12 protein-coding genes are annotated in these 23,793 nt (G+C 58.8%); 9 read left to right on the forward strand and 3 right to left on the reverse strand.

The window, feature by feature from the left end:
* Window positions 1–9,768: immunoglobulin-like domain-containing protein (locus HBJ59_RS30980; protein WP_167665754.1), on the forward strand; the 9,768-nt coding region annotated here is incomplete at its 5' end.
* A gap of 144 nt (window positions 9,769–9,912) precedes the next feature.
* Window positions 9,913–10,251: a tryptophan synthase subunit beta gene (locus tag HBJ59_RS30985; RefSeq protein WP_076015601.1), complete on the forward strand. Its 339-nt coding sequence runs from the start codon at window positions 9,913–9,915 to the stop codon at window positions 10,249–10,251.
* 42 nt (window positions 10,252–10,293) lie between these two features.
* On the opposite strand, the gene lapD is transcribed toward HBJ59_RS30985, so the two are convergent.
* Both lapD and lapG read right to left on the reverse strand, forming a co-directional pair.
* Entirely contained in the window at window positions 10,294–12,240 is a 1,947-nt protein-coding gene (gene lapD / locus HBJ59_RS30990; protein ID WP_167665755.1) for a cyclic di-GMP receptor LapD, read from the reverse strand.
* Window positions 12,241–12,254: 14 nt separating this feature from the next.
* Window positions 12,255–12,947 (reverse strand): cysteine protease LapG, encoded by a 693-nt coding sequence (gene lapG, locus HBJ59_RS30995; protein ID WP_167665764.1) that lies wholly within the window; start codon window positions 12,945–12,947, stop codon window positions 12,255–12,257.
* 268 nt (window positions 12,948–13,215) lie between these two features.
* Between lapG and HBJ59_RS31000 the strand changes: the two genes are divergently transcribed.
* The 5 genes from HBJ59_RS31000 (at window position 13,216) to HBJ59_RS31020 (ending at window position 19,993) form a co-directional block, all read left to right on the forward strand.
* Complete coding sequence (locus HBJ59_RS31000) at window positions 13,216–13,926, forward strand: GntR family transcriptional regulator (protein ID WP_167665756.1); 711 nt, start codon at window positions 13,216–13,218, stop codon at window positions 13,924–13,926.
* 508 nt (window positions 13,927–14,434) lie between these two features.
* On the forward strand, window positions 14,435–15,199 hold the full coding sequence (locus HBJ59_RS31005) for a DUF3050 domain-containing protein (RefSeq protein WP_167665757.1): 765 nt from the start codon (window positions 14,435–14,437) through the stop codon (window positions 15,197–15,199).
* Window positions 15,196–16,143, forward strand: coding sequence for a diiron oxygenase (locus HBJ59_RS31010; RefSeq protein ID WP_167665758.1), 948 nt, complete (start codon window positions 15,196–15,198; stop codon window positions 16,141–16,143). Before HBJ59_RS31005 ends, HBJ59_RS31010 begins: the two co-directional genes overlap by 4 nt.
* Window positions 16,140–19,547, forward strand: coding sequence for an amino acid adenylation domain-containing protein (locus HBJ59_RS31015; protein ID WP_167665759.1), 3,408 nt, complete (start codon window positions 16,140–16,142; stop codon window positions 19,545–19,547). The genes HBJ59_RS31010 and HBJ59_RS31015 overlap by 4 nt, the downstream gene beginning before the upstream one ends.
* Entirely contained in the window at window positions 19,544–19,993 is a 450-nt protein-coding gene (locus HBJ59_RS31020) for an SRPBCC family protein (protein ID WP_167665760.1), read from the forward strand. Before HBJ59_RS31015 ends, HBJ59_RS31020 begins: the two co-directional genes overlap by 4 nt.
* Window positions 19,994–20,106: 113 nt before the next feature.
* Here the strand turns inward: HBJ59_RS31020 and HBJ59_RS31025 are convergent, their stop codons facing one another.
* A complete protein-coding gene (locus tag HBJ59_RS31025; protein ID WP_167665761.1) occupies window positions 20,107–21,987 on the reverse strand; it encodes a methyl-accepting chemotaxis protein in 1,881 nt (626 codons plus the stop codon).
* 279 nt (window positions 21,988–22,266) lie between these two features.
* Between HBJ59_RS31025 and HBJ59_RS31030 the strand changes: the two genes are divergently transcribed.
* Together HBJ59_RS31030 and HBJ59_RS31035 are read left to right on the forward strand one after the other, a co-directional pair.
* Window positions 22,267–22,767 carry a sigma-70 family RNA polymerase sigma factor gene (locus tag HBJ59_RS31030; protein WP_008433614.1) on the forward strand — a complete coding sequence of 167 codons (501 nt, stop codon included), beginning with the start codon at window positions 22,267–22,269 and terminating at the stop codon, window positions 22,765–22,767.
* Window positions 22,764–23,747: a FecR domain-containing protein gene (locus HBJ59_RS31035; RefSeq protein ID WP_178124307.1), complete on the forward strand. Its 984-nt coding sequence runs from the start codon at window positions 22,764–22,766 to the stop codon at window positions 23,745–23,747. The genes HBJ59_RS31030 and HBJ59_RS31035 overlap by 4 nt, the downstream gene beginning before the upstream one ends.
* The last annotated feature ends 46 nt before the right edge of the window (window positions 23,748–23,793 follow it).

Genomic DNA, 23,793 nt, shown 5'->3' on the forward strand with positions numbered 1-23,793 from the left:
ACCGTGACCCTGTCCAACGGCCAGGTCATCACCATCGACGCGGGCAAAACCACGGGCACCGTGGTTTTCCAGACTCCAGTCAACGACGTCTACAACAACGGCTCCACCGTCAGCACCACGATTACAGCGGCTACTGGCGGCAACTTTGAGAAGTTGGTTCCGGACAATACAAATCCGCCAACCACTATTATTTCGGATTCGATCGATACCACGACGGTGACGCTGTCGACCACCGACACCGCAATCACTGAAGGCGGTCAGATCACCTACACCGCGACCTTGAGCAACGAAGCTCATGCGCCAGTGACCGTGACTCTGTCTAACGGCCAGGTGATCACCATCGATGCCGGTAAAACCATTGGCACTGTGGTTTTCCAGACTCCGGTCAACGACGTCTACAACAACGGCTCGACCGTCAGCACGACCATCACCACCGCTACTGGCGGTAATTTCGAGAAGTTGGTACCGGATAACACTAATCCTCCGACCACTGTTATCTCGGACTCGATCGACACCACCACCGTGACGCTGTCGACCACCGATACTGCCATTACCGAAGGCGGCCAGATAACCTACACCGCGACCTTGAGCAACGAAGCTCATGCTCCAGTGACCGTGACTCTGTCCAACGGCCAGGTCATCACCATTGATTCGGGCAAAACCACGGGGACTGTGGTTTTCCAGACCCCGGTTAATGATGTCTACAACAACGGTTCCACCGTTAGCACCACGATCACCACCGCCACTGGCGGCAACTTCGAGAAACTGGTTCCGGACAACACCAATCCGCCGACTACCGTCATTTCGGATTCGATCGACACCACCACCGTGACCTTGTCGACTAATGACACCGCGATCACTGAAGGTGGTCAGATCACGTACACCGCAACGCTTTCGAATGAAGCGCATGCGCCGGTGACCGTGACTCTATCCAACGGCCAGGTCATTACCATCGACGCGGGCAAAACCACGGGTACCGTGGTTTTCCAAACTCCAGTCAACGACGTCTACAACAACGGTTCCACTGTTAGCACCACCATTACGACGGCCACTGGTGGCAACTTCGAGAAACTGGTTCCGGACAATACAAATCCGCCGACCACTGTTATCTCGGATTCGATCGACACCACGACGGTGACGCTGTCGACCACCGATACCGCCATTACCGAAGGCGGTCAGATCACCTACACCGCGACCTTGAGCAACGAGGCTCACGCGCCGGTGACTGTGACTCTGTCCAACGGCCAGGTGATCACCATTGATGCCGGTAAAACTACCGGGACAGTAGTTTTCCAAACACCAGTCAACGACGTTTACAACAACGGTTCGACGGTTAGCACGACCATCAGCACCGCCACTGGCGGCAACTTCGAGAAGCTGGTCCCGGACAACACCAATCCGCCGACCTCCGTCATTTCGGACTCGATCGATACCACCACCGTGACCTTGTCGACTAACGACACCGGGATCACTGAAGGTGGTCAGATCACGTACACCGCAACGCTTTCTAATGAAGCGCATGCGCCGGTGACCGTGACCTTGTCCAACGGTCAGGTGATCACCATTGATGCCGGTAAAACCACCGGTACCGTGGTTTTCCAAACGCCGGTCAACGACGTTTACAACAACGGCTCCACCGTTAGCACCACGATCACCACCGCTACCGGTGGCAACTTTGAGAAGTTGGTCCCGGATAACACCAATCCGCCGACTACCGTCATTTCGGATTCGATCGACACCACCACCGTGACGCTGTCGACCACCGATACCGCCATTACCGAAGGCGGACAGATCACCTACACCGCCACGCTTTCGAATGAAGCGCATGCGCCGGTAACCGTGACTCTGTCCAACGGCCAGGTCATTACCATCGACGCGGGCAAAACCACGGGTACCGTGGTTTTCCAAACTCCAGTCAATGACGTCTACAACAACGGTTCCACCGTTAGCACCACCATTACGACGGCTACTGGCGGTAACTTTGAGAAGTTGGTCCCGGATAACACCAATCCGCCGACCACCGTCATTTCGGATTCGATCGACACCACCACCGTGACGCTATCGACCACTGACACCGCAATCACTGAAGGCGGTCAGATCACCTACACCGCGACTTTGAGCAATGAGGCTCACGCGCCGGTAACCGTGACTCTGTCCAACGGCCAGGTGATCACTATCGACGCGGGCAAAACCACCGGTACTGTGGTTTTCCAGACTCCGGTCAATGACGTCTACAACAACGGCTCCACCGTTAGCACCACCATTACGACGGCTACTGGCGGTAACTTTGAGAAGTTGGTACCGGATAACACTAATCCGCCGACTACCGTCATTTCGGATTCGATCGACACTACGACGGTGACGCTGTCGACCAATGACACCGCCATTACCGAAGGCGGCCAGATCACGTACACCGCGACCTTGAGCAACGAAGCTCACGCTCCGGTCACCGTGACCCTGTCCAACGGCCAGGTGATCACCATCGATTCCGGTAAAACCACGGGGACCGTGGTTTTCCAAACGCCAGCCAACGACGTCTACAACAACGGTTCCACCGTTAGCACCACGATCACCACCGCCACTGGCGGCAACTTTGAGAAGTTGGTCCCGGATAACACCAATCCGCCGACCACCACGATTACCGATTCAATCGACACCACGACCGTGACCTTGTCGACCAATGACACCGCCATTACCGAAGGCGGCCAGATCACGTACACCGCGACCTTGAGCAACGAAGCTCACGCTCCGGTCACCGTGATCCTGTCTAACGGCCAGGTCATTACCATCGACGCGGGCAAAACCACGGGTACCGTGGTTTTCCAAACGCCGGTCAACGACGTTTACAACAACGGTTCCACCGTCAGCACGACCATCACCACCGCTACCGGCGGCAATTTCGAGAAGCTGGTCCCGGATAACACTAATCCGCCGACCACCGTCATTTCGGATTCGATCGACACCACCACCGTGACCTTGTCGACTAACGACACGGCGATCACTGAAGGCGGCCAGATCACTTATACCGCGACCTTGAGCAACGAAGCTCACGCCCCGGTGACCGTGACTCTGTCCAACGGCCAGGTGATCACCATTGATGCTGGCAAAACCACGGGTACCGTGGTTTTCCAGACCCCGGTCAATGACGTCTACAACAACGGTTCCACCGTTAGCACAACGATTACGACAGCTACTGGCGGTAACTTTGAGAAGTTGGTCCCGGATAACACCAATCCGCCGACCACCGTCATTTCGGACTCGATCGATACCACCACCGTGACCTTGTCGACTAACGACACGGCGATCACTGAAGGCGGCCAGATCACTTATACCGCGACCTTGAGCAACGAAGCTCACGCCCCGGTGACCGTGACTCTGTCCAACGGCCAGGTGATCACCATTGATGCTGGCAAAACCACAGGTACCGTGGCTTTCCAGACCCCGGTCAATGACGTCTACAACAACGGTTCGACCGTTAGCACCACGATTACGACGGCTACTGGCGGTAACTTTGAGAAGTTGGTCCCGGATAACACCAATCCGCCGACTACCGTCATTTCGGACTCGATCGATACCACCACGGTAACGCTGTCGACCACTGACACCGCAATCACTGAAGGTGGCCAGATCACCTACACCGCGACTTTGAGCAACGAAGCTCACGCCCCGGTAACCGTGACCCTGTCCAACGGCCAAGTGATCACCATCGACGCCGGTAAAACCACTGGTACGGTGGTCTTCCAAACACCCGCCAATGACGTCTACAACAACGGTTCGACGGTCAGCACCACCATCAGCACCGCTACTGGTGGCAACTTCGAAAAATTGGTCCCGGATAACGGCCATCCAGCCGTCACCACCATTACCGATTCGATCGACACCACGACCGTTAAGTTGAGCACTACTGACACCGCCATTACCGAAGGCGGTCAGATCACTTACACCGCGACGCTTTCTAATGAAGCGCATGCGCCAGTGACCGTGACCCTGTCTAACGGCCAGGTCATCACCATTGATGCAGGCAAAACCACAGGTACTGTGGTTTTCCAGACCCAGGTGAACGACGTTTACAACAACGGCTCGACCGTTAGCACCACGATCACCACCGCTACTGGCGGTAATTTCGAGAAGCTGGTACCGGATAACACTAATCCGCCGACCACCGTCATTTCGGATTCGATCGACACCACGACGGTGACGCTGTCGACCACCGACACCGCGATTACCGAAGGCGGTCAGATCACCTACACCGCGACCTTGAGCAACGAAGCTCATGCGCCGGTAACCGTGACACTGTCCAACGGCCAAGTCATCACCATCGACGCTGGTAAAACCACTGGCACGGTCGTCTTCCAGACACCCGCCAATGACGTTTACAACAACGGTTCGACGGTTAGCACGACCATCAGCACCGCTACTGGCGGCAATTTCGAGAAGTTGGTTCCAGATAACAGCCACCCAGCTGTTACTACCATCACCGATTCGATCGACACCACTACCGTTAAGTTGAGCACTACTGACACCGCCATCACCGAAGGCGGCCAGATCACCTACACCGCGACCTTGAGCAACGTCGCTCACGCCCCGGTAACCGTGACCCTGTCCAACGGTCAGGTGATCACCATTGATTCCGGTAAAACCACCGGCACCGTGGTCTTCCAAACTCCGGCTAACGACGTCTACAACAACGGCTCCACCGTCAGCACGACTATCACTACAGCCACTGGCGGCAACTTCGAGAAACTGGTCCCGGACAACACCAATCCACCGACCACCGTCATTTCGGACTCGATCGACACCACCACCGTGACGCTGTCGACAGCCAACACCGCGATCACTGAAGGCGGCCAGATCACTTACACCGCGACCCTGAGCAACGTCGCTCACGCCCCGGTAACCGTGACCCTGTCCAACGGTCAGGTGATCACCATTGATTCCGGTAAAACCACCGGCACCGTGGTCTTCCAGACTCCGGCTAACGACGTCTACAACAACGGCTCCACCGTCAGCACGACTATCACCACAGCCACTGGCGGCAACTTCGAGAAACTGGTCCCGGACAACACCAATCCGCCGACCACTGTCATCTCGGATTCGATCGACACCACCACCGTTACCCTGTCGACAGCCAACACCGCGATCACTGAAGGTGGCCAGATCACGTACACCGCGACCTTGAGCAACGTCGCTCACGCCCCGGTAACCGTGACCTTGTCCAACGGCCAGGTGATCACTATCGATTCCGGTAAAACCACCGGCACTGTGGTCTTCCAAACTCCGGCTAACGACGTCTACAACAACGGTTCGACGGTCAGCACCACCATCAGCACAGCCACTGGCGGTAACTTCGAGAAACTGGTTCCGGATAACAGCCACCCAGCTGTCACCACAATCACCGACTCGATCGACACCACGACCGTTAAGTTGAGCACCACCGATACAGCGATCACCGAAGGCGGCCAGATCACTTACACCGCAACCTTGAGCAACGTCGCTCACGCCCCGGTAAGCGTGACCTTGTCCAACGGCCAGGTGATCACTATCGATTCCGGTAAAACCACCGGCACCGTGGTCTTCCAGACTCCGGCTAACGACGTCTACAACAACGGCTCCACCGTCAGCACGACTATCACCACAGCCACTGGCGGCAACTTCGAGAAACTGGTCCCGGATAACACCAATCCACCGACCACCGTCATTTCGGACTCGATCGACACCACCACTGTGACGCTGTCGACAGCCAACACCGCGATCACTGAAGGCGGCCAGATCACCTACACCGCGACCTTGAGCAACGTCGCTCACGCCCCGGTGACCGTGACCCTGTCCAACGGCCAGGTGATCACTGTCGATTCCGGCAAAACCACCGGCACTGTGGTCTTCCAGACGCCACCCAACGACGTCTACAACAACGGCTCAACCGTCAGCACGACTATCGCCACCGCCACTGGCGGCAACTTCGAGAAACTGGTTCCGGATAACAGCCATCCGGCTGTCACCACCATTACCGACTCGATCGACACCACCACCATCAGCATCACCGGTGATGCGTCGGTAAATGAGGGCCAGGCAGCCCACTACACCCTCACGCTGAGCAACCCGGCGGCCACTGACGTGACCGTCACGCTGAAATACAGCGGCACGGCCACCGACGGTTCGGACTTCAACGGCGTCTACACCGTGAAGATCCCGGCTGGCGCCAGCAGTGCAACCTTCAACGTGAACACCCTTGACGACAAGCTGACCGAGCCTACCGAAACGCTGGTGATTACCATCGACAAGACTTCCGGTGGCAACTTCGAGAAGCTGGCGATCAGCGGCACCAATGGCAGCATCAGCACCAATATCATCGACAACGACGCCCCGCCGGTCATCGACCTGGACGCCAACAATTCCAGCGGCGCCACCGGTGCGGATTACAAGGTGACGTTCACCGAAGGCACCACCGGGCCAGGTGTGTCGATTGCTGACACCGACATCAAGATCACCGACCCGGACAGCACGATGCTGACCGGCGCCACCGTCACCCTGACCAACGCGCAAGCGGGCGACGTGCTGAACCTGGGCAATAGCGTCAACGGCATCACGATCAACTCCAACAACCAGACGGGCACCATTACCCTGACGCTGTCGGGCAGCGCGACGCTGGCCGATTACATGACGCGGATCCAGAACATCACGTTCTCCAACAGCAGCCATGACCCGAGCACCACACCGCGGATCATTACCGTGACGGTGACCGATGGCGGTAACTACTCCAACGTTGCCACTGCCACCGTCAACGTGGTGGCCGTCAACGACGCGCCGGTCGCTACCGGCAGCGCCGTCACGGGTACCGAGGACACGCCGCTGGCCCTGGCCTGGTCGAACTTCGGCGTGACTGACGTCGACTCGCCACAAGCGAGCCTCGGGGTGAAAATCACCGAGTTGCCGGTTGCCGGTAAATTGCAGTTCCTGGCAGCGGACGGGGTGACCTGGTCCAACGTGACCAGCGGCCAGACCTTTACCAAGGCCCAGATCGACGGCGGCCAATTGCGCTTTATGCCCAATGCCAACGAGTCCGGGACCAATGGTTACGGCGGCACCGGCATCGGCAATAAACAGGCCGACTATGCGCAGTTCAAGTTCCAGCCAACCGATGGCAAGGATCTGGGCACTGCCGCGACGGTGAAAGTCGATATCACCCCAGTGGCGGATGCGCCGAACCTGACGGTGGCAGATAACGCCGTGAATTCCGTGGGCCTGACCAAGCAAAGCTGGAACAGCATTGCGAACCTGGGCACCAACGGCAACGGCGCTGCACCAGCAGACCTGAAAAACGCGATTGATAACGCCGGCACGCCGAACACCAGCAGCACCGTGACCACTGTCGTGTCTGAAGCGAACGTTGCGGGGGGCTCTGGCTCCAAGACTTCCGGCCTGATCTACATGGAAGCGGGGAAGAGCTACACCTTCAGCGGCACCGGCGATGACAGCCTGGTGGTCAACGTTGGCGGCAAAGACGTAGCGAGCGCGCTGTGGGGCACCAACAGCGGCAAGTTCAGCGGATCGATCACCCCGACCGTCAGCGGCTATTACAGCATCGAGATCTACCACGCCAACCAGTCCGGACCTGGCAGCTATAACGTCAACGTGCAAATCGGCAACGGTGCGGTCCAGCCCCTGAACGCCAGCGGCATACCGCTCTACACCGGCGTCAGCGACCTGATCAATGCCGGCGTGACCGTGTCCGACCTGCATGGCAGCAACGGCGACGGTTACTACACCGGCTACAAGCTCAACGAAGGCCTGGAGAATGGCTCGGTGCACCTGTCCAAGGTCACCACCAGCCTGACCGATACTGACGGCTCGGAAAGCCTGAGCGTGAAGATCAGCGGGATCCCGGCAGGCTCGGTACTCACCGATGGTGCCGGGCATACCTATAGCGCCGGCGCGAGCACCGGTGAAGTGAACGTAACGGGCTGGGACTTGAGCACCCTGACCATCAAGCCACCGACCTACTACAGCGGCCAGTTCAACCTGACGGTGACCTCGACCTCGACTGAAAGCCTGGGCGGCTCGGCCGTTACTACCGCGCAGTTGCCGGTCACTATTTACCCGGCGAACTACAACTCGATCACCGCGACGTCGGGCAGCGACAACATCACCGGCACCGATGGCAATGACATCGTGGTCGCGGACATCGGTGGCCTGAACGTGGTGCAAGGCAAGAACTACAACATCGCGTTCATGGTCGACAGCTCCGGCAGCATGAGCACCGACTCGGTCAACGCGGCCAAGGCGTCGCTGACCTCGGTGTTCAGCTCACTGAAAAACAGCCTCGGCGCCAACACATCGGGCACCGTGAATATCTTCGTGGCGGACTTCGATACCCAGGTCAATAAATCGGTGGCGATTAACCTGAACGATCCAAACGCGCTGGCGATACTCAAGGGCGTGCTGGATTCGATGGTCTCCGGTGGCGGCACCAACTATGAAGACGTGTTCAAGGCCACCGCCAACTTCTTCCAGAGCAGCCTGGCGACCGGCAACACCGGCGCGACCAACCTGACTTACTTCATCACTGATGGCCAGCCGACGTACTTCCAGAACGGCGAACAGACCAATCCGGTGGTCGCCGACTTCTACAACTACACCACCACCGATGGCCGTCTGGATGACTACATCAACACCAACAACTATCAGTTGGGCAACGCGTTCTCGATCACCGTCGGCAGCAGCAGGCTGCAACTGATCGACAGCGCCGGTCAGGTTCACAAGTGGATGCAGAACTGGAACGGCAGCTGGTACGACAGCGGCGTCATCGGCACCGTGCATGCGCAAGGCGACGGCACCTATGAAGTCTCGTACCTGGACGGCAGCGGTAGCAGCACCAGCTCTGCGACGACCAGCAATTCCGGCAGCGGGTTTGCATTGCTCAGCGGCTTGTCCAGCGTGGAAGCCATTGGTATCAACAGCGGGGTCAGCCTCAACGACCTCAAACCGTACGACTCGGACGGCAAGCCACAGAGCAACATCGATCCGAAGGACTTGGCCAACGCTATCCTGGGTCACACCGAGGCGACCTTGCCGGGCTCTGACACCATCAACGGTGGCGACGGCAATGACATCATCTTCGGTGACCTGGTGAGCTTCGGTGGGGTTACCGGCGAGGGCTACAACGCGCTGCAGGCCTTCGTCGCACAGAAAACCGGGATGGCCGTCACGGCCGTCACCACGTCGAACGTGCATCAGTACGTGACCGAACACTACGCCGACTTTGATGTGTCCGGCGCCAAGGACGGGAACGACACGCTGCTGGGCGGCAACGGCGACGACATCCTGTTCGGCCAGGGCGGCAGCGACTACCTCGACGGTGGCAAGGGCAATGACATCCTGCTGGGCGGCACGGGCAACGACACGTTGGTCGGCGGCCAGGGCAACGACATCCTGATTGGTGGTTCCGGCGCTGATTTGTTCGTGTGGAAGTCTGGCGACCTGGGCAACGACGTGATCAAGGACTTCAAGGCCGCGGACGGCGACCGGATTGACCTGCGGGATCTGTTGAAAGGTGAGAGCGACAGCACCATCGACAACTACCTCAAGATCACCACGGTGGAGGGTGTCTCGACGCTGCAAGTCAGTACCGAAGGCAATCTGAACAAGGCCGGCGGTCTGGCGAACGCGGATGTCACCATCAAGCTGGAAGGCAACGACTGGTCTCACACCAGCATCAACTCGCTGATCAGCGGTGCCGACCCGACCATCAAGATCGATCACACCGCCTAAGCCTGCGTTCATCGGCCGCCCAACCGGGCGGCCGATGTACATTAGCGGCTCGTCACTGGCTCTGTGGGACGATTGCACCGCATACTCGCACCCATTCCGTTAGCCTGTGTTGGTGGCTGCGGGCTTCATTGCTGAGGGATTGTTATGTTTTATGTGCAACGTGATGCACACGGCGGGCTGATTCGCGTAGAGGCCGCCGCCTTCGACGAGTCAACGGAGACGCTACCGGCCGATCACCATGAGATTGAAGCGTGGTATGCCAATACGCTCGTGGAAACCAGCCTGAATCAGCTCAAGCAAAGCGACCTGGAGATGATTCGGGTTCTGGATGACTTGATTCAGGTGTTGACCAGCAAGGGGGTGATTCGCGTCACCGACCTGCCGCCGGCGGCCCAAGCCAAACTGTTGGATCGCAACCAGGCGCGGGAAGCACTCGGCGGGCTGAACAGCTTGATCAACGACGAAGAAACCGGGTTGATCTGAGGCCCCAGACGGTAGCCGCTGCCTCAGCAGCGGCTACCCGCATTACTTCCAGGGCGCCGGCTCGCCAAACAACTGCCCCTGCACGCCGAAAACGCCCATCTCGCAGATCACCGCCAGCTCACCCTCAGTCTCAACACGCTCAGCGATCAGTGGCAGGTCAATGCTGTGGGCGGCGCGCTGGATCGCTTCGATAAACAGGCGTTTGTCGCTCTCTTGGTCGATGTCGCGAATGTAGCTGCCGTCGATCTTCAGGTAGGCCAGGCCCAGGCGCGCCAGGTTGCCGATCATGCTGAAGCGCCCGCCGAAGCGCTGCAGGCTCAAGGAGAAATTGAGCTCGCGCAGGCGATGGGTCAGTTGCTCAAGCGCCGCTTGTTCCGGCAATTGCTCTTCGCCGATTTCCAGGGTCAACCGTGGGCCGAGATTGGAGTGTTGACGCAACAACTCGAACACTCGATTCAGGGCTTGAGGGTCGGCCAAGGTCGCGGCCGACAGGTTCAGCGCAAGGGATTCGGTGTGGCCGGCCATCTGCTTGAACACCAGCTCCAGCATCATGCGGTCAAGACGCGCCGACCAGCCGAACCGTTCAAGCCATGGCAGGAAACGCCCTGCCGCAATCGTCTGCCCCTGGTCGTCCTGCAGGCGTGACAACACCTTGTAGTGCAGCACCACCTGCGGGTCGTGGCTGGCAACCACCGGCTGGAAATACAGTTGAAAATGTCGCTCGGTCAACGCCTGGTCGAGCAAGGTATGCCAGGCGTGATGGTCATCGCCAACGCTGGCGGGCGCGCTATGGTCCAGGCAGACCCAACTGGTGTCGCCTTGGGTCTCCGCCTGGGCCAAGGCCTGGTCGGCCAGTGTCAGCACGGCTTGCGGTGCGTCGCCATGGTTGAACGGTGCCAGGCCGATGTAAGCGACCGGCGTGACATCGCTGGCACCCGTGGCTTGCAGGCTAAGCAGGACGCTTTCCAGGTTTTGCGCCAGCTGCAAGGCCTCTTCGCGTACCAGCCCCGGCGCCAGCACGGCAAACTCGCCGCCGCGGATCCGGGTGACCAGGTTGTGGGTTTCCGGGTACGGCTCGCACTGACGCAACAGTTGCTCGCCCACCGCCTGCAGCAATTGGTCGGTGCGCTGGCCGCCCAGGCGCTGGTTGAGTCCGGCCAGGTCCTTGACCCGCAGGAGCAGCAAATAACCGGAGTTGGTCTCCTCCGGATTACTCACCCGGGCGTTAAGTTGCATCTCGAAATAACGCCGGTTAGCCAGGCCGGTGAGGTTGTCCTGGTATGACTCGACCCGCAGCCTTTCACTGCGCTCGGCCTGCTCCTGAAACAGCGCCTTGAGTTTCTCCACCATCTGGTTCATCGCCTGCACCACACGGCGTAGCTCCGGGGTGCGCGGCAGCTCGGGCAAGCTCAAGAATTCCCGACGGGCAATCGCATGGGACTGTTTGACCATGTAGTCCAAGGGCTTCAATTGTCGGCGCAGCAACAGGGCTCCCAGCACGGCGCTGACAGCGCCACACAGCAACAGCCAGCCAAGGCTGCCAAGCGCGCTTCGCCAGAGCTTGGCCAGGGCGAACATCGGGTGGCTGACCACCTCTACCCGTGCCGCCTGCTCCCAGCCACGGTTAACCAAGGCGTCGCCGCCCGCCGGCTCCAGGCCGATCAGGTTGACGAACCATTTGGGCACGCCATCGCTGTCGGGGGTACCGTTGCGCTCGACAATAACCTGATCATTTTTCAGGTCCACCACGCGGATGCTGGCGTAGTAACCACTGTCGAAGATTGAGCTGACCAGCAACTCCACCATCGCCGGGTCATCAATATTAGGGGTCAGTGACAGCGCCAACGCGGTGGCGGCGTCCTGCGCGTGGGAACGCAACTGGTTGACATATTGGGTGCGCGAACTTTCCAGGCTCACCATGAAGCTGCCGCTGAAGGCGACCACCAAAAACAGACAGATAGCGATCAAAAGCTGTTTGAACAGAGACATCTGTACAGGTACTCCTAGTTGGCAGGCTCGGCTGGAAAGCCTTCCGCACGCATTTTTTTCAACACATCCTGCCAGCGTGACAAGCGTTTGGTATCACCGACTTTTTTGTCGCCCTTGGCGCCCGGCAACCATAAGCCTTCAGCATTGAAGGAATAGACAGGCAGCAAGTCGGTACGCTGGCTTGCCGGCTGGATTTCATCGGTCAGGCTGTCGAGCACCAGCGGCATCGCGTCCGGCGTCGAATAATAGGTCAAGACCATGTGGGCGCGATTCTGACGCAACGCCTTGACGTAGGTAATGCGCAATTTGTCGCTGGCGACGCCCAGGTGACGCAAGCTGAAATACTTGGCGATTGCATAGTCTTCGCAATCCCCGGCGCCCTTCCACAGGCCTTCGATAGGGGTTTCCCAATAGTCCACTTGGTGCCACAGGTCGATGTCTTCCACATAGTGCATTTGCTTGTTGAAGAACAGGTTGACTACCTTAAGCTGCTCCAGCTCGCTGACTTGTTTCTGCGTCGCCAACAACCGTTGCCAGGCATCAATGCGCTGCTGCCCTTCTCCCAACGGGCCGTATAGTGCGGTCGCTTTGCGGCTGATCTGGGAGAAATCCCAATCGGCATGCAACCCGCCGGGCAATAAGCCAGCCAGTAGCAGCACCGAAAAAAGCCAGCGCAGGACCCAAGGGGGAATAAAACGTACCGCCAAAGCGTTCAATCCGTGGAAGAAGACGGAGTAGCGTTGGATGGTGAAGGTTCGAATGGTAAAAAACAATGGCACGGTGCAATCACCGCAACAGTACCCATTTTTCCATAGCCGCCGTAAGACACGGCAAGTCAGAAATGTGGGTCAAAAGACCGCATTGTTGAGTCACTTACAAGCCGAAACCTTGCCTGTTTGACAAGCTTGTGGACAAACTCTAGTGTGCATTGGATCCAATTAGCCACCTCACCCTGAAAAGGAGGATAGCGTAGTCGTGACGCAGAAGCCGAACCCTTTGAGCAGCATCCAGATCAGCGGGCCTATCCCCGCCCATCTTGCTCGCTCCGTGATTGAAGAAACATTGCGCAACGCCATCCTGGATGGTCGCTTGCCCTGCGGCACCGCCATGCGCCAACAGGAGCTGGCCAGCTTGTTCGGGGTCAGCCGGATGCCGGTGCGTGAGGCATTGCGTCAACTGGAAGCCCAGTCACTGCTGCATGTGGTCACCCACAAAGGCGCAGTGGTGGCGCCACTGATTGAAGACCATTCGGCAGAAACCTATGCGCTGCGCATACTCCTGGAATCCGAAGCACTGCGCTTGTCGATTCCTCTGCTCACTGCCGATGACATTGCCCAGGCTGGCGCCTTCATCGACGCACTGGAACGGGAAAGCGACTACACCGAAATCGGCCGCCTCAACCGTCTGTTCCACATGGCGCTGTATGGCAAGGCGGGCAATCAGCGGTTGCTCAAGTTGGTGGAACACGGCTTGAACGAAGAGGAGCGTTTCCTGCGCTTCAACCTCGAAGCCATGGGCCTGGGCAAAACGTCCCAGGAAGACCACCGGGAACTGCTGGACCTGGTGGCGAAAAAGAAAATCGAGGAAAGCATCCTGACTTTGCGTAACCACCTCACCCGCGGCATGGAGGTGATTACGGGTTACCTCAGGAGCCTTGAACAGAGCGACGATAAAACATCGCTGTGAATGCTCCAGGGAACTGAACCTCCCCCTTCGACCACACAGCGCTGCGAGGCCGCCTAGGTCAGGGGGCTCAGTGCATCACAGCAACGAAGTGCTGCCCCGCCGAAACATACAGTTCAAAACAAACAACTACTCCAGCTTATTATTTAACATTCAAGGAAACTTCCCACACTCCATAGAGCGCACTAACTACAGCAACATATTTATCTGCAACCATTTATAAAACTAAAAACCACTGAATACCCAATCAGATTACTGTTTTTAATTATCCATACTCCAAATCTTCCAAACCAATAGCGTGAACCCATGCTCGGGCGTCACTGTGAGTGGCGTTCCTTTAAATAAAGCCTTGTGTTTTGTCACAGCGTGCGGCGTGTTGAATAACGGCGCCAGCCTCACGTATGGCTGTCCGCGATCAAGGCATCCGCGCGCGCGTGAAAACCAATACTTATTTGTCGCTAAAGCAAAACGCTTTTATCAGGGAAGAGACAACGACTTATAGGCATCAACCATGCTCCAGCACTCACACCTGCTTAAACAAAAAAAGCAGCAGTTGCACAACCACCCACTGTTCACACAAATCAATACGCTCCAAAAGTTACAATACTTTATGGAGAACCACGTATTCGCTGTTTGGGACTTCATGACACTGACCAAGCGCCTGCAACATGACCTGACCGGCATGCGCCTGCCCTGGTTACCGCCAACGGACCCACAAGCGGCTCGCCTGATCAATGAAATCGTATTGGGCGAAGAGTCGGACGTGTACCCCGGCCACGGACACGGCAGCCACTTCGAGCTGTACCTGGAGGCCATGCGTGAAGTCGGCGCGAATACGGCGACCATCGAACGGTTCGTCAGCCTGCAACGTGACGGCTGCGATGCAGAAACGGCCCTGCAAAAAGTCTATATCCACCCTGCCGTGGCTCGGTTCGTCAGAGACACGCTGCAGGTTGCCCTGAACGCGCCGACTCACTGTGTGGCGGCAGCTTTTCTGCACGGCCGCGAGAGCGTTATCCCGATGATGTTCAACCGCCTCCTGGAAAGCTGTGCGATAGCTCACCGCCAGGCACCGACGTTCTGCTACTACCTCAAGCGCCATATGGAGATCGACGCCGAAGAGCATGGCCCGGCGGCAACGCAATTGCTGCAACGCCTCACACTCGCCGACCCGACTCGCGAGCAACAAGCCAACAGTGCCGCCCTCGGCGCCGTGGACAGCCGCCTGGCCTTATGGGACGGGTTGCACCTGCGCCTGTCGGAGGTGAGCGTATGAACCCCGCCGACTACCGCTCATTTGCCGATGACTGGGAGCGCCGCGCGACTATCCGCACGCGCCCGCGCCGCCTGCTGGAAAATGATCAAAAGTTGATTTATCCCATGAGCCGACAACCCTTGGTGCTGAGCGCGACCTTTGTCGATCAATGCCCACAGCACCGGGATTTTGTCTTGTTGCAGACGTTCTACAAGTTCATCAACGATGTGGTGATCTTTGAAACCGAGATCGTCGACAAGACCGCACGCAGCATTGCCAAGAATCGCTTTTCAGTGCCCTTCCCGCTCGCCTGCCGCTACGACGCAATGACCGTCGTGGTGGATGAGGACTACCACGCCCTCGTCGCCCTCGATTTCATGCAGCAGACCGTCGAGATGACTGGCATACCGCCCCTTGAACTGCCCGGGCAAATCGAGCTGAGCCACGCCTTGCCTGCCGCGCTGGCGCTGGCCCCCGAACACCTGCGCGATGCCGTGGAACTGATCGCCGTGGCCATCGCCGAAAATACCGTGACCCATGACGTGGCGGCGTTTTCCAAGGACGACAGCGTCAAGCAGTCCATCCGTGGTTTGATGGCCGACCACTTGTTTGACGAGGGCCGTCATGCGGTTTTCTGGACGCGTCTGGTGCGTATTTATTGGCAGTCTGCAAACGCCTCGGACCGCGACTGCATCGCCCGGATCCTGCCGGTATTTCTCCAGCATTACTTGACCCACGACCTGCAAAAAAACTTCGACCTGCAATTGATCGAGCACCTGGATGTCAGTGACGGCACGCGCGCTGCGCTATGCGCTGAAGTGCAGGCGATGGGCTTTCCCATTACCCGCCAGCACCCACTGATCGGCAATATCATGGGGTTTCTGAATCACAGCGGCCTGCTGCAGACGCCGAGCGTGGTTCGGGCGTTGGATGCCTTGCTTCCGGCGCCAGGAGGGCACCCATGAGGCGCCTGAAGATTGGGCTGACGGGCTCCAGTGCAGCGTTGAGTGAAATCAGTAAGACGCTGGCTCAATACGGTCATGGGTTGGTGCGAGCACAGGACGTGACCCACGTCGATCTGCTGATTGATGACGGTAGCGAGGCGGTGCCGCCAGGCCTGGCCTGCACGGCATTGATGAGCCTGCGCCTGAGTAGGGGAGCGTTGACAGACTGCGGGCTGCCAGCCCTGCAGTTCAGGTGTTACGCCCGCTCACGGCGACTTCAGGCGACTCTGGACGTTGCCGGCGAAGCCTGTGGGAATGGTCAACGGTTGCGTCAACAGGCAGTAAGCGACTTGGTGGAATGGGTGGCCCAGCAGGTGAGCGGGTTCTCCCGGGACCCGGGCTATTTCTCGCAGACGACGGTCGCCTCCGATGATCCGGAACACAGCCTGCAAGCGCTTGCATCGCTGGCGTACCTGCATCGCTTTAACCAGACCGCCGATGCGGTGTTGTGGCAGCAAGCCCAGGTGCCAATGATCGAACGACTGGAAAGCAGTCTTCAAACCTTCGCCGACCGGCCGGCGCTGAACATCGCTGGCAGCGTGCTGAGTTATCGACAGTTGCATCGCAAGAGTCTGGCGATCCGACAGCACTTAGTGCCTCTGCTTGGGGCCTGCGACACGCCGCCGGTGATCGGCGTCTGCCTGGGCAAGTGTCTTGATCTGTACGCCAGCATCCTCGCGGTGCTGGCTTGTGGCGCGGTGTACCTGCCGCTGGAGCCGGGCCATCCCCTGCAACGCCAGCAAGCCATGCTGGAAAACGCCAACGTCTCGGTTCTGTTGGATGATGGCAAGCATCCACTGAGGGACGGTTTTTCTGCAGTGGATGTCAGTACCCTCGACACCCACGACAACCCACCGTTATTGCGCCAGCGCCCGCCTATGGACGCCCCCTGCATGGTGCTCCATACCTCGGGCACCACTGGCCAGCCCAAAGGCGTGCTGCTCAGTCAGTACAACCTGGCCCACTTCACCAGCTGGTTCGGCGGCCAGGTACAACTGAACGAACACAGCCGCGTCTTGCAGTTCTCACCCTTGAGTTTTGACTCTTCGCTGATTGATATCTTCCCGAGCCTGATCGCGGGCGCCGAGTTGATCGTGCCCAGTGAAGACCAGCGCCGCGACCCGCAGCAACTGGTGGAGCTGATCCGCCAACAGCGCATCACTCACGCCTTCCTGCCTCCCGCGTTGTTGAGCATCCTGCCGCTGGATCAACCCCTTGGCCTGGCCCATGTGATCACCGGCGGTGATCTATGCGAACCCTATGTCATCGAGCAACTGGCGGGGCAGTGTCGCCTGCACAACTTCTATGGCCCCACCGAAGCCACCGTGCTGGCGACCCACCGCACGTTGCTGCCAGGCGACAGTAACCGCAACCTCGGCACCCCCATCGCCAACAGCCAGGTACTGATACTCGACGAGCAGCTACAACCGGTGGACGAACAGGTGATGGGCGAGCTTTACATCGTCGGCCCTGGCGTCAGCCTGGGTTACCTCAACCAGCCTCGGCAGACCGCCGAGCATTTCGTGCACCTGGCGTTGCCCGACGGTCAGGCCTTGCGGGCCTATCGCAGCGGCGACCTGGCGAAGTGGACGCAAAGCGGGATTGAACTGGGCGGGCGGCGGGATCAGCAAGTGAAGATCCGTGGCTTGCGGGTCGAGCCGCAAGAGGTCGAACATTGCCTGCGTGGCAGTCAGCTGTTTCGCCAAGTGGCAGTCGTGATTGATCATCATCGGCGAATCCTGGCCTTTGTTGCCCAGCCCGAAACACCAGACGCCCTGACTGCACTGAAGCAGCATGCCCGGCAAACACTGCCGGACTATCTGCAACCCACGCTGTGCACGGAGCTTGCGAGCATGCCGTGCACGCCCAACGGAAAGGTCGACCGCCAGGCATTGCTTGCGCTACCGATTCAACCGCTGCCGGCCACCACTCCCGGCGAACCGCACACGCCGATGCAAGTGCAGTTGCTCAACCTGTGGAGCGAGTTGCTGGGCGTGCCGGCCACAGAGTTGTCGACGGATGAAAGCTTCTTCAATCTCGGTGGCCATTCCATCCTCCTGTCGACGATGCTGCTGCGCATTCGCGAGCAGTTCGGGCGCAGCCTCTCCCTCAGCCGTTTTTTTGAGACCCCCACGGTCCGCACCCTCGCGACGCTGATGGGTGACGATGCACCACCCGATGCACCGACCGGCCAGGCAACCCGGGATACGCTACGTGAGCTGGACGTGCAGACATTGCCGGCGGACCAGGCAGGAGAACGCCGCAGGGTGATCGTGACCGGGGCCAACAGTTTTCTCGGGGTGCATATCGTCGAGGCGCTGCTGGCCGACGGCGCACTTGAAGTGGCGTGCCTGGTGCGCGAGCACCCCGGACATTCGGCGACCGCACGGTTCGCCGAGGCGCTGCGTGAGTACCGCCTGGAACACCTGGACCTGAGCCGAGTGCGGGTGTATGCCGCCGACATCAGTCAGCCGCGCCTTGGCTTGTCCAGCCAGGCATATGACTACCTCACCGGGGCGTTCGGCGTGCTGGTGCACAACGCCGCCCACGTCAATCATGTGATGGATTACGCCACGCTGGCCAAGGACAACGTCGAACCGGTGCTGGAATGCCTGCGCCTGTGTGAAACCCGCTGCAAGAAGGTCTTCAACTTTATCTCGACGCTCTCGGCGGCCAGCAGCATCGACGCCCAAGGCCAGGTACTTGAGACCCACGCCGCCACCCCGCCGCTTTACATCCAGAATGGCTACAACCTGTCCAAATGGGTCGCGGAACGCTTGCTGGGGCGCGCCGCCGAGCAGGGTGCCTGGGTCAATATCCATCGCCCAGGAAACATCAGTTTCAACAGCCGCAGCGGTGTCTGCGAACCACAGAAAAATCGCCTGATGTTGATGCTCAAAGGCTCACTCCAACTGGGCCTGGTGCCCAGCCTCAAGCTGAACTTTGACTTGATGCCCGTGGACTTTCTTGCCCGGTTTGTTGCGTTCCACAGCGGCCGCTTTCGTGATGGAGGAACCGTGTTCAACCTGCACAACCCGCAACCCTTGAGCTGGGAATCCTACGTCGACGCCTTTCGCCAGGCAGGCCATGCATTCGAACTGGTGAGCGTCGCCCACTGGCAACGTCACCTGCACACGGTGGATAGCCGCAATGCATTGTTCGGCGTACTGGGTTTCTACCTGAATGGCGTAGGCGAGGACATCGGCGATACCTCAATGATCCGGCATGACAACGCACAACATGGCGTCGAGCAGATGGGCACGCACTACCCCGAAAAAAATCCGGCGCTGTTACGCATGGGCTGCGAGTACCTCAAGAGCATCGGTTTCCTGCGACCAGGCTCTCAATTGAAGGAAACCCTATGAAACCCGATACGTTGATTCGCAACCCTTGCGGCAAGCCTGTGGTGTCTTCAGTGATGGTTGCCTGCGATGCCGCCCGTGCCTGGGCGGTAGTCGGTGATTTTTCTGGATTTGATAAATTTATCCCCGCTTTGTCGCACATCGAAATGACCGGAGCGGGCACGGGATCGCTGCGCAAGAAGTGCTTCCACGATGGAAATCTGGTGGTGGAACAACTCAACAGCCGGGACGAGCAGGCCATGCACATGACCTGGACAACGATTTACAACACCTTGGGCATGGCACGCCTGTGGGCAGCCATGGATGTTGAAGCATTGGGAGAAGGCTGCTCACGGGTGACCTGGACGATCATCGCCGAACCGGTTGAACAGAGTGTGAAAGAGTTTGAGCCGTTCGTGCAGGCCTTCGCTGACAGCGCGCTGGAGAATGTGCGAGCGATGCTTGGCTAAAACTGTAGGAGCGAGCTTGCTCGCGAAAAACGAATAGGCAACACGGGCTATCTGATAGCGCTGCGTTATCGTTGACGTTCTTCGCGAGCAAGCTCGCTCCTACAGGTTAATCATCAGATTTTGAAACTGTCGACCAACTGCTTCAGCCGGTTGGCTTGTTGAGACAGCGCGTCGCAATCCTTCAAGGTTTCGTTGAGGTTGGCCACGCCTTGCTGGTTCAGCAGGTTGATCTGGTTGATGTCGACGTTGAGGGTTTCCACCACGGCAGTCTGTTCCTCGGTGGCGGCCGCTACCGACTGGTTCATGCCGTCGATCTCGACGATCCGCTGAGTCACGCTGACCAGGCGTTCACCGGCCTGGTTGGCGACCTCGACGCTTTCTTCGCTGGAGGTCTGGCTGGCGTTCATCGTGGTCACGGCCTCACGCGAGCCGATCTGCAGCGAGGTGATCATTTTGTGGATCTCTTCTGCCGACTCCTGGGTGCGGTGCGCCAGGTTGCGGACTTCATCCGCTACCACGGCAAACCCACGTCCCGCTTCACCGGCGCGCGCAGCCTCAATCGCAGCGTTGAGGGCCAGCAAGTTGGTTTGCTGGGAAATGCCTTTGATCACATCCAGGATGTGGCCGATGTTGTCGGTGCTGGCGTTCAGGGTTTCAATCTGCGTGCACGACAGGCTGATTTTTTGCGAAAGCTCCGACATCGCCAGGATGGTTTTCTCCACCACCTTGCGTCCGTCATCGGCCTGCTCGCTGGCACCGCTGGCGTGTTGCGAAGCATCAGCGGCGTTGCGTGCGATTTCCTGAGTGGCAGCCCCCAGTTCGTTGATTGCCGCGGCCACGCTGTTGGTGCGGGCGCTTTGCTCGTCGGAGCCGACGATCGATGCGTTGGAGGAGGCCATTACGCGCTGGGACAGGTCATGTACCTGACGGGTGGCCGAGGAAACTTCGGAAATTGACGCGTGAATACGCTCGACGAATTGGTTGAAGGCACTGCCCAAGTCACCGAACTCGTCCTTGCTTTCCACTGTCAGGCGGCGGGTCAAGTCACCCTCACCCTGAGCGATGTCCTGCATGGCGCGGCCCATGGTGGTCAGCGGGCGCATCAAGACCTGGATCAGCAGGCTCAGGAACACCGCGATGGCGGCGACTGCAATAAACATGGCGATCAATGCCGAGGTGCGGAACTTGCCCAGCGGTGCGTAGGCTTTGTCTTTGTCGATCGACAGGCCGATGTACCAGTCGGCATTCGGCAACCCGCTGATGGGGGTGAAGGACAGAATCCGTTCCTGGCCATTGAGGGCCACCTCCTGGCTGACCTTCTCGATGCGTACGTTGGTGCCCGGGTAGATGTCCTTGAGGTTTTTCATCACCTGGTCCTGGTCCGGGCTGACGATCACCTGGCCGTCACCGCTGACCAGAAACGCATGGCCGATGCCGCCGAAATCCACCGAGTTGATGATCTTCACCAGGGTTTGCAAGCTCAGGTCACCGCCAACCACGCCAAGCAGTTCGCCATTCTTTTTCACCGGCATCGCGATGGTCACGATCAGCCCACCTACCGCTGCCATATAGGGCGGCGTGAGCATGGTCTTGTCGGCGGCCACCGCTTGTTTGTACCAAGGGCGCTGACGCGGGTCGTAGCCATCGGGCATTTTGGCGTCGGGCCGTTGGGTGAACACACCGTTGGTTGAACCGACGTAAGTGAACTGGAAGTTGGAGGTAAATGCCGACTGGTCGACCAACCCCGGAAGATCGGCAGCACTGCCTTGGTGGGCCACGTTTTGCGCCAGGCTTTCCAGTACCAGTACCCGGCCGCTGAGCCAGTTCTGCACACTGCTGGCGGTCAGTTCACCGGACTGCTGAATAGACGATTCCAGGTTTTGCCGGATGGTATTGCGCTGCAGGTAGTCGTTGTAGAACGTGAATAACGCGAAGGCCAGAACCACTACGCCTGACGCGGCCAACAGAATTTTATGACTGAACTTGAGATTCATTTCATTGACTTCTTTTTGCCAAAAGGGGGTGAGCGTGCCGGATGCAACATTCCATGTAACGGGATAGGCAGACTCTTTGACTGCTCTATTTCGGTGCACGCATGGCTCGTCAGGCTGTCGGCCAAGTCAGGATAAATCTTAGGAATTTGTGAGAAGCATCTGCTTTTTGCGTCAGAAGCCGACCAGCGGTAGGCCTCTGGTGGCAGGAGTTGCAAAATTTTTCAGCGTTGCCGACAATGCGACTAATTATCATTTGTGACGCTTTGCCAGGCCGCGTGAATGCCCTCTTCCGAGTACGCAGTACAGACGCTCTACAGCAACCATCATGGCTGGCTGAATACCTGGCTACGCAGCCGCCTGGGTAATGCAGCAGATGCGGCGGACCTGGCGCAGGACACGTTCGTGCGCTTGCTGCAAAAAACCGAACGCTTCGAACTCAAGGCTCCTCGGGCCTTCCTGCGTACCATCGCCCGAGGCTTGGTGATCGATCATTGGCGTCGCGAAGAAATCGAGCGCGCCTATCTGGAGTCCATCGCGCACTTGCCCGAAGCCTTGGCTCCGAGTGCTGAAGAGCGTGCGCTGATTCTGGAATTGCTGGAGTCCATCGCCCGGCTTCTGGACGGACTCAAGCCCAAGGTGCGCAAGGCGTTTCTACTGGCTCAGTGCGACGGGCTGACATACAAGCAGATTGCGCAGCAGATGGGCGTGTCGTTGCGCTCGGTAGAGCGGTATGTCGCCGAGGCGCTGTATCACTGTTATGTGCTGCGGTATGAGGCATGACCTCGATGGATAACGCAGCGCGCTCCGGGCCCGACCCGCAGGTGGTCAAGCAGGCCATCAGCTGGATGCTGCGCTTGCGTAACAATCGCGCCAATGTCCGGCTGAAGGCGCAGTGCGAGCACTGGCGTGAGGCTCATCATGAACACGAGCTGGCCTGGCAACGCGTGCAGGCGCTGCAGCATGAATTGAGCAGCCAATTGGCGGCGATCCCCGGAGCCCATGTGGCGCTGGAGAACAGTGCCCAGCGCCTTGGCCGCCGGCAAGCGTTGAAGGTGTTGTCCGGTGTGCTGTTGATGGGCTCGGCGGCCTGGGCAAGTCGAGACCTCACCGGCTGGCAGCGTTGGACCTCGGACCTGGCGACCACCACCGGCGAGCGTCGCAGCGTGCAACTGCCGGATGGCACACGCCTGCAGCTCAATACCGACAGCGCGGTGGACCTGGACTTCAAACCGCAGCAACGCTTGATCACGTTGCTACGCGGGGAAATCCTGGTGACCTGCGGCGCCGTTGCAACCGCACCGTTGCTGGTTCGCACTCGCCATGGCCTGTTCGAAGGCATCGACGGGCGGTTTGTGGTGCGCCAGGACGGTGATTGCACACGCTTGAGCGTGGCCTCAGGCAACGTCGCGATTCACTCACCGCATACCGCCGACGGGCTGTTTACTCAAGTGCATGCAGGAGAAAGCTACGTTGTGCGTCAGAACGGGGTCGTTCTCGCGCCGCCTTCGGATATGGTTACTGGGGCCTGGGCCGACGGATTAATCGTCACCCGCAACATGCGTCTTGCCGACTTCCTGGCGGAGGTGGGGCGTTATCGCCAGGGTTATCTGGGCTGTTCAAGTGATATCGCAGACTTGCGCTTGTCGGGTGTTTTTCGCCTGGAAGACACTGAGAAGCTGTTGGCGATCCTTCCGCAGACGCTGCCTGTGCGCCTGCGCTATCGCACCCGCTGGTGGGTGAGCCTGGAGCGTCAGGCCTGATTATTTTTGTCGCACCTGATTTATTTTTGGCGGCTTTTTTCCGTGA

This window comes from Pseudomonas sp. AN3A02 (assembly GCF_011765255.1).
GTDB lineage: Bacteria > Pseudomonadota > Gammaproteobacteria > Pseudomonadales > Pseudomonadaceae > Aquipseudomonas.

Bases quoted from the DNA above. Each gene is read 5' to 3' on its own strand.
- HBJ59_RS30985 (WP_076015601.1), top strand. From the start codon at position 9,913: ATGTTTTATGTGCAACGTGATGCACACGGCGGGCTGATTCGCGTAGAG.
- lapD (WP_167665755.1), bottom strand. From the start codon at position 12,240: ATGTCTCTGTTCAAACAGCTTTTGATCGCTATCTGTCTGTTTTTGGTG.
- HBJ59_RS31005 (WP_167665757.1), top strand. From the start codon at position 14,435: ATGCTCCAGCACTCACACCTGCTTAAACAAAAAAAGCAGCAGTTGCAC.
- HBJ59_RS31010 (WP_167665758.1), top strand. From the start codon at position 15,196: ATGAACCCCGCCGACTACCGCTCATTTGCCGATGACTGGGAGCGCCGC.
- HBJ59_RS31015 (WP_167665759.1), top strand. From the start codon at position 16,140: ATGAGGCGCCTGAAGATTGGGCTGACGGGCTCCAGTGCAGCGTTGAGT.
- HBJ59_RS31020 (WP_167665760.1), top strand. From the start codon at position 19,544: ATGAAACCCGATACGTTGATTCGCAACCCTTGCGGCAAGCCTGTGGTG.
- HBJ59_RS31025 (WP_167665761.1), bottom strand. From the start codon at position 21,987: ATGAATCTCAAGTTCAGTCATAAAATTCTGTTGGCCGCGTCAGGCGTA.
- HBJ59_RS31030 (WP_008433614.1), top strand. From the start codon at position 22,267: ATGCCCTCTTCCGAGTACGCAGTACAGACGCTCTACAGCAACCATCAT.
- HBJ59_RS31035 (WP_178124307.1), top strand. From the start codon at position 22,764: ATGACCTCGATGGATAACGCAGCGCGCTCCGGGCCCGACCCGCAGGTG.